This is a genomic window from Oryzicola mucosus, assembly GCF_014534685.1.
Lineage (GTDB): Bacteria > Pseudomonadota > Alphaproteobacteria > Rhizobiales > Rhizobiaceae > Oryzicola > Oryzicola mucosus.
Genome location: NZ_JACVVX010000006.1, coordinates 13,181 through 27,065 on the forward strand (window position 1 = coordinate 13,181; position 13,885 = coordinate 27,065).

General features: G+C 61.2%; 18 protein-coding genes. All 18 read right to left on the reverse strand.

The annotated features are described in order from the left end of the window. Positions 1-2 precede the first annotated feature (2 nt). The 18 genes from ICI42_RS17740 to ICI42_RS17825 all read right to left on the reverse strand — a co-directional run bounded on the left by ICI42_RS17740 (position 3) and on the right by ICI42_RS17825 (position 13,879). Positions 3-587 carry a hypothetical protein gene (locus tag ICI42_RS17740; protein WP_188165946.1) on the reverse strand — a complete coding sequence of 195 codons (585 nt, stop codon included), beginning with the start codon at positions 585-587 and terminating at the stop codon, positions 3-5. Next, a complete protein-coding gene (locus ICI42_RS17745; RefSeq protein WP_188165947.1) occupies positions 584-1,273 on the reverse strand; it encodes a hypothetical protein in 690 nt (229 codons plus the stop codon). The genes ICI42_RS17740 and ICI42_RS17745 overlap by 4 nt, the downstream gene beginning before the upstream one ends. After that, positions 1,273-4,656, reverse strand: coding sequence for a tape measure protein (locus ICI42_RS17750; RefSeq protein WP_188165948.1), 3,384 nt, complete (start codon positions 4,654-4,656; stop codon positions 1,273-1,275). The genes ICI42_RS17745 and ICI42_RS17750 overlap by 1 nt, the downstream gene beginning before the upstream one ends. 18 nt (positions 4,657-4,674) lie before the next feature. Then, entirely contained in the window at positions 4,675-4,833 is a 159-nt protein-coding gene (locus tag ICI42_RS17755) for a hypothetical protein (RefSeq protein ID WP_188165949.1), read from the reverse strand. A 32-nt stretch (positions 4,834-4,865) separates the two neighbouring features. Next, positions 4,866-5,348 carry a gene transfer agent family protein gene (locus tag ICI42_RS17760; RefSeq protein WP_188165950.1) on the reverse strand — a complete coding sequence of 161 codons (483 nt, stop codon included), beginning with the start codon at positions 5,346-5,348 and terminating at the stop codon, positions 4,866-4,868. A gap of 2 nt (positions 5,349-5,350) precedes the next feature. Then, positions 5,351-5,788, reverse strand: coding sequence for a phage tail tube protein (locus tag ICI42_RS17765; protein ID WP_188165951.1), 438 nt, complete (start codon positions 5,786-5,788; stop codon positions 5,351-5,353). Positions 5,789-5,843: 55 nt separating this feature from the next. After that, positions 5,844-6,278 carry a DUF3168 domain-containing protein gene (locus ICI42_RS17770; RefSeq protein WP_188165952.1) on the reverse strand — a complete coding sequence of 145 codons (435 nt, stop codon included), beginning with the start codon at positions 6,276-6,278 and terminating at the stop codon, positions 5,844-5,846. Continuing rightward, complete coding sequence (locus ICI42_RS17775) at positions 6,275-6,697, reverse strand: hypothetical protein (RefSeq protein ID WP_188165953.1); 423 nt, start codon at positions 6,695-6,697, stop codon at positions 6,275-6,277. The genes ICI42_RS17770 and ICI42_RS17775 overlap by 4 nt, the downstream gene beginning before the upstream one ends. Further along, positions 6,694-7,032, reverse strand: coding sequence for a phage head completion protein (locus tag ICI42_RS17780; RefSeq protein ID WP_188165954.1), 339 nt, complete (start codon positions 7,030-7,032; stop codon positions 6,694-6,696). Before ICI42_RS17780 ends, ICI42_RS17775 begins: the two co-directional genes overlap by 4 nt. Next, the gene (locus ICI42_RS17785; protein ID WP_188165955.1) at positions 7,016-7,336 is read right to left on the reverse strand and encodes a hypothetical protein; all 321 of its coding nucleotides are present in this window, start codon (positions 7,334-7,336) and stop codon (positions 7,016-7,018) included. The genes ICI42_RS17780 and ICI42_RS17785 overlap by 17 nt, the downstream gene beginning before the upstream one ends. A gap of 14 nt (positions 7,337-7,350) precedes the next feature. After that, positions 7,351-7,866 carry a head-tail connector protein gene (locus ICI42_RS17790; RefSeq protein WP_188165956.1) on the reverse strand — a complete coding sequence of 172 codons (516 nt, stop codon included), beginning with the start codon at positions 7,864-7,866 and terminating at the stop codon, positions 7,351-7,353. A 61-nt stretch (positions 7,867-7,927) separates the two neighbouring features. Further along, positions 7,928-9,106: a phage major capsid protein gene (locus ICI42_RS17795; protein WP_188165957.1), complete on the reverse strand. Its 1,179-nt coding sequence runs from the start codon at positions 9,104-9,106 to the stop codon at positions 7,928-7,930. A gap of 25 nt (positions 9,107-9,131) precedes the next feature. Continuing rightward, positions 9,132-9,782 (reverse strand): HK97 family phage prohead protease, encoded by a 651-nt coding sequence (locus tag ICI42_RS17800; protein WP_188165958.1) that lies wholly within the window; start codon positions 9,780-9,782, stop codon positions 9,132-9,134. Continuing rightward, positions 9,745-10,818, reverse strand: coding sequence for a phage portal protein (locus tag ICI42_RS17805; RefSeq protein ID WP_210317342.1), 1,074 nt, complete (start codon positions 10,816-10,818; stop codon positions 9,745-9,747). Before ICI42_RS17805 ends, ICI42_RS17800 begins: the two co-directional genes overlap by 38 nt. A gap of 125 nt (positions 10,819-10,943) precedes the next feature. Beyond that, positions 10,944-12,728: a terminase large subunit gene (locus ICI42_RS17810; protein ID WP_188165959.1), complete on the reverse strand. Its 1,785-nt coding sequence runs from the start codon at positions 12,726-12,728 to the stop codon at positions 10,944-10,946. Further along, positions 12,688-13,095 (reverse strand): hypothetical protein, encoded by a 408-nt coding sequence (locus ICI42_RS17815; RefSeq protein WP_188165960.1) that lies wholly within the window; start codon positions 13,093-13,095, stop codon positions 12,688-12,690. The genes ICI42_RS17810 and ICI42_RS17815 overlap by 41 nt, the downstream gene beginning before the upstream one ends. Positions 13,096-13,175: 80 nt before the next feature. Further along, on the reverse strand, positions 13,176-13,490 hold the full coding sequence (locus ICI42_RS17820) for a hypothetical protein (RefSeq protein WP_188165961.1): 315 nt from the start codon (positions 13,488-13,490) through the stop codon (positions 13,176-13,178). Next, positions 13,487-13,879, reverse strand: a complete 393-nt coding sequence (locus ICI42_RS17825; RefSeq protein ID WP_188165962.1) for a hypothetical protein — start codon at positions 13,877-13,879, stop codon at positions 13,487-13,489. The genes ICI42_RS17820 and ICI42_RS17825 overlap by 4 nt, the downstream gene beginning before the upstream one ends. Positions 13,880-13,885 lie beyond the last annotated feature (6 nt).

Below are 13,885 nucleotides of genomic sequence, written 5' to 3' on the forward strand. Positions count from 1 at the left end.
GCCTAGAGACCGAACAGGGATTGTTCGTCGGAGTTGTTGGTCGGCATGAACTCCAGTGACGGGTTCGGATGCCCGCAGCGGCGCGAGTGGTCGGCCGTATTGTAACGCCCGCCGACTGCTTTGCTCCGCAGGTTGAATGCACCCTCGACCGTCAACGAGAGCCGCCTGATCTGCGGTCCCTCAAAGGCGTAGCCGATGTTTTGCATCACGCGTGTCGTCAGCAACTGCGGCGCTGCGACCGGACGGAAGAACTCGCTCGTCGTCTCCAACGTCTGGATATAGAACCGGGCGTCCCTGCCCTGCACCGCCGCGACGCCCATCGCCTTGACCTGGGCAATCAGATCTTCCTCTTCCGGGTCTTGGATGAAAGAGAAGGTCAGTTCGGTACCGGGCGCTGTGCCGTTGATCGAGAACTCGATTTCAGAGCAGGCCGTCAGTTTCGAGCCTACCCAGATATTGCCATTGACATCCTTGAACCATCCATCTTGCCCCAAGATGAAACGGCAGATGCCCTCGGTGGTATCGAGCTCAATCAAGTCGATCACGCCGATGACTTCGGCGCGAAAATCGGTGTCGTCGATGCTCATGGCCGGTTGACCCATTCGACGAGGTTGAGCGTGGCGACACCGCGCTTGCCCATGTCGAGAGACATGCGACCCTCATCGTCTTTCGAGAACGCCATGAGCGCGGTCGCGGCCAGCTTGACGATACCGCCGGCGGGGATGTCTCGCCTCATGGGCGGTTCGATGGTATAGCGCGTAAGCCCGCCCGGCTCGTCGAATATACCCGTCACCAGATAGGGCCAATCGTTGTGCGAAAACCACTGCCCCACCTTCAGCGCATCGTTGAACAGCGAGGCATTGAACGTGACATCTTCTGCCCCGGCCTCAATGGTCGCCGGCGCGAAGAAGTAGTTCTCCGGCTCGTAACCGGTGCCGTCGCTGTGCAGCGTACCGTCACCGTAGGGCAAGCCCGGATCGAGCGGCGCGGCGATGCCGAGCTGCTTCCATGTCGTGCGGTGCATGTCGCAGAGCGGGACGCGCAGAATGTTCACGCGACCGCGCATCTGGGCCTTGATCGCCCGCCACGCCAGCACCTGGGCAGGCCGAAACCCACTCAGGTTCAAGGTGGCCTCCCACCGTGGTTGAACGCCGTAGTTGACCTGCTCCGAACCGGTGACGCCTTCGCCGGCCGAGCGACCGCGCGGATTGATGTTCCATTCCGAAACCAGCGGACCGAACATGCGAGGCAGGTCGATAATCTTCCGCTGCATCACATCGTCCCGCGCTTCTGATGGTTCTGGAGCTGGTTCGGCAGAGCCTTGCGTCCGACCTTGGTGCTCTGGACAACCGAGAACTCGACCAACGGTCCCGATGCCGTCTGGATACGCCGGTCGGCAATGTCAGCCATACGGCCTGTGTCGTCCTGAAGCTCGATCCGCAGCACCTCGCCAAAGCGGCCGGACCTGGCCGGCAGGGAAGGAATGGAGGGAGCCCGCACACCAGCCCAGCCACCCGCGCGCATTTTCGGGATCAGGCTATCGGGGAGAGTGCCGTTGTTGATGGCGTCAAGCAGCGGGGCGTACTTCTTCGCCATCGCAGCGCGCGTGACATGTTCGCCGTCGCTCAGAAGAGTGAGGATTTTGTCGCCGGTCGGGCCACCGGGGCCGCGTACCCTGCCGCCGCCCTTCATGCGTCGAGCCGGAGCGCCACCGGCGCGCTCATCACCCTTGCGGACAGTACCCCCGTCCCTTGCGAACAGCCACTTGAACAATCCGCCGAGCAAGCCGCCGCCCGATCCGGCGACACTGCCGTCAAAGATGCTGTTGAGTGCGACATCGAGCAGCCGGTCGGCCACCTTTTCGAGAGCGTCGGCCAGCGCCTCGGATGCTTTCTTGCCGGCCTTCAGGTCGCTGATGAACCCGCCGAGAATGTCCTTGCCGAACTGAGACGACTGCTTGAGGCTTTCTTGCAGCTTGCCTTGGCTCTCTGCAAGTTGGACGCCTGCGGCTTCCGCCTCGCCCGTCTTCTGGGCCAAGGTGCGCATGGCCTCGGCCTGGCTGCGCGCCTCCGCCGACAGCTTCGACAGATCGCCATAGAGAAGCTGTTGAACGTCCTTGAGTTCGCGGCCCGCTGCCGTGCCTTCGCGCTGCGCTGTCGTGAGCAGGTATTGCGCGGCCTCGACCGTCGACATGGCCTGCCCGTAATCGTTGATCAGCGGGTTGAGCGTCGTCCTGATCGCGGTCTCGGCCTGAAGCGAAGCGATATACTGCTTTTGCTCCTCGAGCGACTGCTGGAAGCTTTCGCGCCGCGCAACGCTGTCCTGCGCCATCGGGGACGCACCCGACAGGTAAAGCTCTGCCTCCTGGGTTCGCCGGTCGCGATTAACGCCTTTGTTGTCGCTTCCGAGCCCTTTGATTGCGGCATAGACCTGCTCGGATGAGCCCGTCCGGATTGCAGCGACGATGCGGTCGGGAAGAGAGCCGTAGTTATATGCGATGGATGTCAGCGCGGCTTGCTGATTATCCGACATCGCATCGAAGGTGCCGCCGCCGATCTTGGCGCGGATACCATCCTGAAACTCTCCGATGCGCCGAACAAGATCACGATTGGCATCGTTCACGGAAACGGAGATACCCTGCACGACCTTCTGGACCGTGCCGTCCGCCAAGGTGATGGTGTCGGAGCCGTAGCCAACCCGGTAGGCGTTCACATCCCAATACGGGTTTTCGCGAAACCCCTCAAATTTCTTGATGATGTCCGAGGCGGAACCGACTGCGGCAGTCGTCGCCTTGACCTGGGCTTCCGCAGCTATCTCGCCCTGCGCCTGTATGCGGGCAGCGGCTTCCGTCAGATTGACGCCGATGTCGTCGGCAGCCTTGAGAATGGCCTTGGTGCGCGTGTCGATGTCGCGCTGAAGGTCCGTGCGCATGGCATCAGCGTCGCGCTGGTCCAGAAACTCCTTCGTCTTGCGCTGATCTTCCGCCAGCGCGCGCCGGTCGGCCAGAAACCTGCCGCGCTCGTCGTCATTGACGCGGATCGATCCGACAGTCTTCAGCGCGTTTGCGGTGCCCTCGGCGTGCTTGCGCAAGCCCTCCATGTAAGGAAGAACCTTTCGCAGAACGCCGAACAGGCCTTCCATGCGGTCGGACACTTCGATCTTGGCAATCTCGTCGAGCTTCGCCCGCACCTCTTCAGAGGTCAGCGAGCCCTCTTTTGCTGCCTTGATCAGGTCTCTCAGACGGCGTGCAGCATCCTTGTCCGCCGCAGAGGCACGGCTCTGGGGCAAAAGGGTCGATCCGATACGGGTTTCCGCATCTGCCAAGGTCTCGATGCCGCCAGTGAAGACATTCGTCCAGCTTCGATCGTTCATCCGATCAAGCTCGTCGTTGATGTCCTTCAACTTCTTGCGGAGTTCATCAGCGGCCAAATCTTCCAGCGACTTGGTGACACCATCAATCTTCGGAGAGGTTTCCTCGGACAGGAGACCGAGATCCTTCATTTCCGTAGTCAGGCGCTCGGTGCGGTCGGCTGCCTCCAGGGCTTCCGATCCGAAATACATCGCAGCACCCGCCGCAACGGTGCCCAGCACGATCCCGATAGGACCAGCAGCGGCGGACAGTCCGCCGATGGCCGTGGCGGTCTGAGCGACCGTGCGCGCCGCGATCATCGCCTTCGTGAAGCGAAGGATTGCCGCTGTGCCCAAGCCCAAGCTGGAGATCATGCTGGCGATGGAACGACCGACCAGAGCGCCAGCAATGATGCCCGCGACGATCAGCGTGACATCGGCAACCTCGTCGAAGTTGTCGGCGAGAAGGTTGAGGCCGGCAACCAGGCGCTGCGAAGCGCCAAGCGCGCTGTCGGTCTGGCCGATGTACTTGGTGAGCGCGTTGGCCACCTTCGTCATGCCCTGGTCGATGGTTTGCGTGGCATTCGCCGCCATCTTCTCGACGACCGGCAGCCCGCGCAGAAAGGCTTGGAAGAACTGCTTTCCCGAGACTTCCCCGTCGTTGACCAGTTCCTTCAGCTTGGAGACTGATCCGCCGGCCGCATCGAGCCCGGCCGCGACAGCCATCAGGATCGGCCGTGCGCCCTCATTGACCGAGTTGAACTCTTCAGCCTGTACGCGAGCCTGCCCGAGCAACTGGCCCAGCTGCGTCAGCGCGCCGGACGCCTGGGCAGCACTCTTGCCCTCGACGCGCAGCGACGTTGCTACGCCGTCCGAGAACTTCAGCAGATCGCTCTGAGAAGCTTGAAGGTTGTCGGACGCCTGGGCGGCTTTGCCATAAAGTCCGGCCAAGGCGCTGATCGGCGCGGCATTCTTCTGCGCCGACTGATAGAGGCGGTCGAGAATGTCAGCCTGCTTGGTGCCTGTGACGCCGGCGACGGCAAGGCTGTTCTTCGCGCCCGTCCATGCGTCGGCGTAATTCAGGACTTCCCGAACCGACATTGCAGCCGCGACACCCGTCAACGGAACCACGAGACTGCGCGCCATGCTTTTGCCGACGCTGTTGAGCCTCTGGTTTGTCGCCCGCCATGTCGCTTCGACCTGGCGCGCCGACTTCGAGTTGACGCCCTGCAATTTCTGCAGTTCACGCTCGTAAGGCTTAAGCTCCAGGCGGAGCGTCGCGCGGAGTTCTTCGACGGTGACGCCCATCATGGTTTCCTTGGAGGGTCAGACTTTGACGGTCATTTTGTTGACCATCGCCTGGTGTTCGGCGAGCGAGGGTGCCTCTGGTTCCTGTTCGGGACCGTTGGCCTTCATCCATGCCGACTGGCACGCGGAGAATTCCCAGAGCGACATCCGGTCGATTTGATCGGGCGTGTAGCCCATCACGGCGCCCCAGCCGTAATAAGCGGAGAAGACTAGGCGCCCGTCGCCTTCGTCTCGGTCGTCTCCGCCGCCGATTTTCCCACCTTGTCGTCCTGCTCGCCCATCAGCGCGTGCAGAAGGATCGAGGCTGACAGGCCGATATTGGAGGTCCACTCGTCGGCCTGGTCGATGTAGCGCATCACCAGCCCGACAGCCTCCGTGGTTGTGGTGCCCGCGCCGATCAGCCCAAGCCGGATCGGTTCGCGCACATCGTCAACACGCCAATCGCCGCCGATCTGACGGGTGAGCGCGAAGATGTTCTGATCCGCTATGAAATCGGGGTCGGCCTCGCCCAACTGGTAGTTCTCGGGGCGCGGCCGCAGTGCGTCTGCGGCCTGGGGCTGGAAGGACATGAGCCGCGCGAGGACCGTTGCCGGCCCAGCGTTGCATTTCTCCTGCATCTCCCGAAGTTCGCCGATGCCAAGGCGGAAACTGCGCATGTCACCGGCGAAGGGAAGCTTGATGGTCTTTGCCATGATCAGGCCGCAGCATCCACCCAGACGATTTCGCCGTCGCTCTGTGCCGCGACCGACGAGGTGATATAGCCCTTGCCTTCCTTGGCGACGCCAAGCGAGGTCATGACATACCGGCCAACGTAGTAGCCGCCACCGGCAGCGAGCGGGAGATCGATCCGGACGCGGACGTTGAACGGTTCGCCGGAAAGCATGTGCTGCCGAAGCACGGCGTAGCTCAGCGGGTCAGTCGTGCCGGCGCCGTTGAAATTCGCCGACAGGGTGTCGACCGAACGCAGAACCCAGCCAGGCGCGTCGGGGAATTCGCAGTTCGGATCGGTCGCCTCGACGGTCGTCGCCTCGACGGTGAAGTCCTGTGACGTGTTGATCGTGCAGTTGTACTTAAAAACTTCCGGCGAAGCACCGTCGCCGAACTCAATAAAAAGCTTCTTCGTGGTGGCCATGGTGGCTCTCCAAGTCAAAGGCCGTCCACGCGGCCGGGTTGATGTGAGGTAGGCGTTAGGTGGCGGGCTGCGTTTCCGTCAGCACGAGCATGCGGGCTCGATGGGTGAGCCCATCCCGATCAATCAGATAGTCGATGCTCTCGACCCTGATGCGATCAAGGACGTGGCCGGCAATGGTCAGCGCCTGCTCGTTCTCATGCAGGGCGGACCGGATTTCGCCGGCGATTTTCTTAGCTTCCGGAAAGCCTGGTTCGCGGGACCAGACATCGATCTGGTGATAGAACTGCGACCGATCCCAGCATTCCTCGTCGATGGGAATAAGCTGCCCCGGCCCGACACTGATGTAGGGGAACGCAGCACCTGTATCGGCCGCGCGCTCTTCCGCTTCCGGAATGTCGTCATAGACCCGCTCGCCGGCTTCCGTTCCGAGACCGGTCAGAAGGGTGACGAAGGCCACTTGCAGCCGAAATTCGAGAAGCGGATCGCTCATTTACCGCCCTTTTTGAGCGTCATGCGCATGCCCTCGACCATCCGTTTCCGCGCCTGCTTTTTGCGCGCACGGTAGCCAGGCCAGAAGTAGGCGTTCGCCTTCATGTGCTCGTTGCCGTATTCCTGCTCGACCGCGTAGTCGATCTCGGGTGAGGTGCCCTTTTCAGAATCGCGGACCGGCTTTGTCGTCTCTGGCCCACCGGCGCGGATCGCGACGGCAGGACCGATGGCGTCGTTGATCGGCTCGGTTCGAATGGTGCCGCGCAGAACGCCGTCATCCTGCGGTGCAAGGGCGCGCTGGAGCATGTTGATCTCCCGGCCGGCAAGCATCAGGTCGGCCTGGGCACGTTTCTTGATGCTATCGGGGATGCGCGCCATTTTCCGGCGGAGACGTTCGAAGCCGACGAACTTCATGCTCATGGGGCAGACCCTCGCTCTACGACGAGATAAACCCATCGGCGATCTGTCTCGAAATCGACCTGCTTGACGTTGTACTCGGCGCCGGTCCGAACGTCTCTCATGCGCCAGTCCGACCGGATTGAGCGGGTTTGCGAACTAGACCGCAAACGAACCTTGACGACGCCGCGTCCTTCCAGCCGCGCGGCCATAACCGCCTCACCGCCGCCAGCGTACACGTACCCCGCCAGTTGCTTGAACTGCTCCTGCCAAGCGCCGCGCTTATTGCCCGCGCCGTCATCTGCCTTCGGTCGTTTGTCGAAGGCGACACGGTTTCGAAGCTCACTGGCTTCCGGCATCGTTGCCTTCCTCTGGGCTCAGAGGCGGCTCAGGTTGCCAAACGGGCTGCCCGACCTTTTCGTGTTGAACCCAGCCGTCTGGCCCCACCTTCTCTTTTGTCGCCTGGACCAGCGTTCCTTTGCCTGCCTTCGCCTTGGCTTTTCGCTCACGACGCGGCGGATTGATCTCCTTGGCGACGCCTTTGGCAATGGCCTCATCGGCGCACTCGCGGCGGACCGTTTCTTCCATGCCCTTCTTGTAAGCGATGGTCACGCCGAACCTGGGCCGATAGTCGAAGTCGTCAGTAAATCGAACGCGTGCCATGGTGTGGCTCCTCGTTAGAATGCAAAGCTGCGATGGTGGGCAACCATGGCTTTCACCCCGGCCGGAATGCCGTCGCCCGATTTGTCGTAGAAGGCCTCGGCAAGTTGAAGTGCTGCCTGGACCAACTTTGTCGGAATGTTGCCGGCGCCCAGGCCAGCCTCGAATAGGATGGTCACGGCGGAGACGGTCGGCGCATTCTCGACGATCAGGTATCCGTCCTTGATCTCAAAACCGCTGACTGTTCCCGGCGCTCCGAGTTCGTCGAGATAGGTGATCGAGGAAACCACGGGGTCGGGGTAGCCCTTGAAGTCGAGGGCGAAATCGGTGCCGGTCGCCTTAAACGCGGTCCTCAAGAGAACCTGCCCGCACACGTCCTGCACCCACTCAACGGCAGCATCGAGATACTGCTGAAGCAAGCCGTCATCATCCTCGGTGTAGACGCCTGCGTCGTCGGCGTTGCGCACCTGTTTCCGCAGTAGTTCGAGCGAGACAACCTCGCCCACCGGCTCACCGGACTGGACAATCTTCATGGGCTTGCCTCGCTGGGAGAGAAGAAGGGGGCCAAAACCCCCTTCCATATCCGTTCGTGACTTACGGAGTCGCGTCGGTCAGATCGCCGTAGACGATGCCTTCGGGGCGGAGCGTTTCAAGCTGGATACGCTCCTCCACGAGGATCGTGACCTTGTTCGCGATGAAGTTGTCGCGGTCTTCGGTCGAACGGCGGACCTCGATACCCTTGCGCTGCCACAGGATGGTGTTGCCGACGAAGCCGCCGACAATGAACTTGCCCTGTGCGAGGCCCTTGGTGCGCACTACAGGCAGGCCCCATGCGGTGTTGCCGGCAAAGGCCGGGTGCAGGTAGCGTCCGTCCGCATCCTTGGACAGGTCGAGCGCGGCGGCGTCTAGGTGGTTCATCACCACGGCGGTCGCCATCAGGTCGGCGTCGGACACCTGGGCAATGGCGATACGAATATCGTCCATCGCATTCACCGGTGTGACGGTAGGCACGATGGTATTATCGTAGGTCGTCGAGTTCGCGACCAGGCCGTCGACGCGGTTGGCTGTGCCGGGGCCGTTGAGGACTTCCAGTTCCTCCTTCAGCATCAGACCATAGATGCCGCGCTGGTTGATGTAGCCCTCCATGCCGTCCACATCGTCAAGGGTTTCCTCGTTGACGCGGAACCAGTGAGCCATCTTCACCATAGGGGCACTCTTGCCCGCGAAGGTGAGGTCCGACTGAGGCTTGAGGGCGCCTGCGGCAACGGTCGCGGCGTTGTTGGTGAAGCCGGTTTCCTGAAGATACTCGATCACCGCAGCACTGGTTGCGAGCGTCGGGATGATGTCCCGCAGGAACAGCGCCTGATTGACCGGATCGATCATCCGGGTGCCCTGACGCCGCGCGCCGGCCGGAAGGGTGACGTTGCCGAACGATGCCGAAGTGATGTCTTTCACCTCGATCCGCTCATTCGCCATGAGACGGGCGCCGAAATCCTTCTGTTCCGCTATGATGCGGCCGATGGACTTGGTTTCGTCGTGGCGGCTGTTCATCTTCTTGGTCAGGTCGGTGACGGCCTCGCCAAGCTCGGTCAGTTCCTTGCGGCTGGTCTCGACATGACCTTTGATATCGGTCAGATCCTGGCCGGCAGCCTTCTTCTCGTCCAGCACCTGAAGCTTTTCGGAAAGCTCGGTCTGGGACTTCTTCACCTCGGCAAGCTTGTCGCCGATTTCCTTGGTCGCGGCATCAAGCGCCGCCTTGATTTCCATTTCCATCGGGGTTTCTCCTGTTGATGGATCGTCAGATTTTGAAGCTGTCTTTGATGAGCTTCGCGATCTCCGAAGCGGATGCGTCACGCGATCCATCGCTCAGAGCTTGGGGAGCCAGCGCGGCTTGCGCCTTTGCCAGCCATGCCGGGAAGCCCGCGTCACGCAAGGCACCTTCCACGGCACGTTTGAGGGGAACGAAATCACCGGACTTCGCACCTGAAATGATGTCTTCGACGCCCTTCACCGCGTCGATGGTAGCCTCGGCCTGCATCGGAAAGGTCACGACCGAGACCTCGTGCAGGTCCAGTTCCTGAAGTAGGCGGGCGTTGCCGCGAATGTCGGATTTGCGCGTGATGTAACCGATGGAGAGGCCGTTGACGGCTCCCATCTTCATCAGTTCGTGCGTCTCGCGTCCCTTGGTGGTGGCCAGCGCCAGCTTGCCCTCGACGCGGAGACCAATGTTGTCCTCAAAAGCCTTGGTCCAGATGCCGATAGGCTCCCAGCCGCGATGCGACCACAGCATTTTCGGCATGCGAACGCCAAGGCTCTTGGCATAAGCCCCGGCCATAACGATGTCGCCACCGTCATCCTTGATCCCGAACCGTGTGGCGTAGCCGGCGAACTCGCCCGCTTCGCTCACCGCGTCAGGTTCGATCTTGCTGAACTTGGTTTCGATCTGCATTTCCGGCCTCATTCTTGGGCATGTCATCGCCGCCCTCGACAGGGTTTTTGCCCATGCGGGTTCGCACGTCGTTCTGAGTTTCCCAGGCGGTGTTGTTTCCGAGCGCCTTGGCGGAATATTCGCCCTGCGTCTTCAGGTCGCCTCGATAGAACTGTTCTTCGTCGAGGTTCACATATTCCCCGGCGGTCAACATCGAGAACGCAATCCCTTGCTCCCAACGGCGCGCCCACGGCGACAGGGTGACGGTGCGGTGGTAGTCCATCGCATCAGTGATGCGCGTGAGCGACTGGCCCGCCGCATCGTGAGCCAGGAAAATCGGGTGGATACCGTAAGCTCGCGCGATGTCCTCGATCAGGAATTTGCGGGTCGCCAGCAACTCCATCTCTGCCTGAGTAGGCACGATGCTTTTGTACTCGGCGCCACTGTCGAAGATCGGCGTGTTCGGCAGCTTGTCCTTGAGAGCGTCTTTGACGGACGCAGCGGCTTCCGGCGAAAGCTGATCGGCGGACGTGATGTAGCCGCGAACACCCTTTGCCTTGCCGTCATCGGTCTGCCTCTCTTCGAGCAGCGCGGAAAGCTTCAACACCTTCTTGATTTCGGCGGTGATGTCCAAGCCTTCGATGTCGAGCCAACGCGGGTTGCTGATCTCGATGAAGTCGCGCCGCGTCAGGTTCCCCATGCGGCCAAGGCCGGGAATGTTCGCCGAGTAGATAGCCTTGCCGGTTTCCGGGTCTTTGCGGACCTGCACGTTACCCTCATTGACGGGGATCAGGCGCCGGATAATCTTCTTGTAGCCCCGGTCGATGTACGCCCGGCCGACGCCCTCGAACACCGCGTGCAGCGTCAGGTTTTCGACGAACTCGACCGGCGTCATGTAGTCGTTCGGAGCCACAGAAAGCCGCTCGACAAGATCGCCCTCGATCATCGGCGTGCGGATCACGCGCGCCTGGCTGTCGTACTTCTTCGTACCGACGATGATGGGCAGCGCCGCAACCCCTTCAGCGATACGAAGGCCAGCAGCCAGCGCGGCGGTCACGCGCAGATGCAGGTTTGTCCCGTTGATCTGACGCTCGACGATGTACTCGTTGTAGAACCGATTGCCATTCCGGTCGTAATCGGCCGCCTTTTTCGAAAACGGCCACGAGAAGTCCAGTTGCATCCTCATGAGAACAAGACCCCGCTTTCCATGTAGCTGCGCTTGCCTTTGCGCTCAGCCTTGGAGGCGCCGACCGCCATGGCTTTCGAGACCATGCCGTCGATACGGCCACGGGAGCGGTTCTTGTCGAACATCGAATTTCCCATGCCATCCGTGTGAAGAACCGCGTTCGAAGCGCAGACATCAGTCATCTTGTTCGCCTCGATCAGGATTTCGCGGTTGAGGATTTTGTCGGTCATGCGGCTGATCGAGTGCGGCATGCACAACTGCCGGTCTTCGAAGGCGATTTTCGTGCCCTGGGCATGGGTGACAATCTTCAGGCCACTGCCTGCCGACTTGTCCGGTCCCATGTATCGCCAGACCGCCAATCCCACCTGTCCGCAGGCGTCGATGAAGTCGGAGACGTAGGCCGGATCGACAGTCAGGCTGTCCACCCGGTGCGATACGGTCATCGTCTTCACTTCCTGCGCGACGAAGGTGTAGTCGATGGTCTCGCTCTCGCAGATCGTGACATGACCCTCCTTGGCGTAAGCCTCGTAGGGTATCCGGTCCTCTGCCTCGCGGCGTTTCAGCCCGCCTCGCGTGGTCCAGTATTTTGTGCGCACGGTCAGCTTGTCGAAGCTGTCGCGCCAGCATGCGGAAAGCGCGGTCAAGTCGTTCTTTCGCGACAGATCGAGAGCGAGAAAGCAGGGAAGCCCCTTCAGTTTCTCCTCAAAAATCTGCCCCTGAACCGCCCGCCACGCGCTTTCATCTGAGAGCCAGAAACCGGACGATCCGACCGGGATGCCGAAATACAGGCGCTCAGTGGCCAGTCTCTCGGATGCGATGTGCTTTGCGGTCTTAACCCGAGTTCGGACGTTCTCAATCGGGTAGGTCACACCCAGCGCCGGCAAGGCTTTCACCCAGCAGCTTTCGTCCTCGAAGGGTTTGTCGTTCTTATCTACCCGAGCGATGTACGAGAACGCGCTGTCGTCCTCGATTACACCTTCGGCCACGCGCTGGTAGAACTCGGATCGATCGGTCGCGACTGCCTGGTCGGCTGCCGGCGTATTCGTACCGAGTATCATCAGCGGATCGCCGGACATCTTGTCGATAGCGGCCTTCCAAAGCTGGATAGCCTTGTCGGTCTTCATTTCGTGGATCTCATCACCGAAAACGGCGATGGGCTTCGGTCCCGAGATGCTGTCGGCCGAGGCAATCGGGAGGAACTTCGATCCCGTCGCAGGGTGTTCGATCTTCCAGGCGTTGTCGCCGACGCCGCGAATGATGACCTTGCCGAGGCTTTCGAGCGTATCGTCGCCGCGCTCTGGGATCGGAGCCCGGCACAATGCGACGGCATCAGCGAACAGCACCTTGGCCTGGTCGCGGTCGTTGGCGATTGCGTAGGCTTCCGCCCGCTTCACGCCGCAGTAGCCAATCATGTAGACGCCGATAGCACCCATAAGCGGCGACTTGGCTTGGCCCTTCCCGGTTTCGATCCAGGCATGTCGAAATCGCCGCCTGCCATCCGCATTCCGCCACCCGAACAGACTGCCGACCACGAAGGTCATCCAGTCGAGAAGGTGGAACGGCTGCCCCTCCTTTGCCCCGGCTGTCACCGTGAACATCGCAGGGAAGAACCGAAGGGCTCGCGCCGCTTCCTCCGTGTCGAACCGCAGTCCTCGCTTGTGCCCAGTCTTGAGGTCTTTCAGGTGACGCTTGCACGATGCGCGGACGAACCGGCCGGCAATGATCTCACCCGATACGACCCTATTGGCGTAATCCGTTGTTGGGTCCGAGGAATTCGTCACTAGGCGTTCTCCCGGTCCCAAGGTTCTTCTCGACCGGCTTGGAAACAGCCTCCCCGAACATCGCCTTTTCCAGCTTGAGCAATCGGTCGTTCAACTTTTCGACCGCCGACCATTCGAAACTGAACACGTCGCCGCCGTTTGGCCCGACCTTGACCGGACCCTTGGCAACCGCATCGGGATAGAGGTCTTCGTACTCAACCTTCGCCCGCACATAACGATCAGCCCGCGCTAGATTGGCGAGCGTCACGGCGTCGGCGTCGGTGAGAGCGGCAACCGTGTCCTTCCACAGCAGCTTTGCGAGCTCTGCGCGGGACTTGTTGCCCTTGAAAACCTGATTGTATCGGGGCTGGATTGGCGTGATCGGCATGACGAACCCGTACCCCCTCTTGCGGATTGATCTGGGTGAAAATGTTGGAGGGGCTCGGGTCTGGGGGTCGGAGGGGGTCTTTAAACTTTAGGGGGGTGGTCCGGGCTCTGAGGTGCCTTTTCGGTCCCCTCCCCGGTCTCTTGACCCTTCGATCCGGTCTTTCGGCCCTTTCGAGGCTTCGGTTCGGGTGTTGGCGTCTCTTGTGCTGTCTCCCCTTCGTCCCTGGCACTGTAGGTACCGAAGGCGATGGCATTGGCGAGTTCATGGTCGACGACCAGGCTGTCTGTCGGCTCACCCTTGATCTTCGCCTCTATGGCTTGGGCATAGACCTGTGCCTTTGGGTGGCGGTGCTTGCTCTTCCAGTAGGCGAGAGCCTTATCGAGTTCGGTGCTCATGACTTGTCCCCATGCGCCAGCGGATAGATGCCGATACGGACATCCCCCTCGCTCTCGTAGACGACATCGATAGATGATGCCCCACACTCACACGCCAAAGCCACCAGCTTGCGAACTTCCTCGTAGAGCATGTGGCCAATAACCTTCGCCTCTCGCTTTGCCTGATGCGTCCTGACCAGATCATCCACCGCCTGGGAGTTATTCCGCAGCAGCAGCTTGCGATAGAAGCCGCCGGGAGCGGGCTTAGGCGTACCGATCCGCCTATCGAACTCGGCCACGGCCTCGCTGTAGTTCTCAGTCAGCAGCCTGTTGCTATGGCCGTGGTCAGCCCATGCGTCCAGTTCGGCAGCGAGTTCTTCGTCGCTCCACTCAGCCAGTACGATATCCATGCTCGG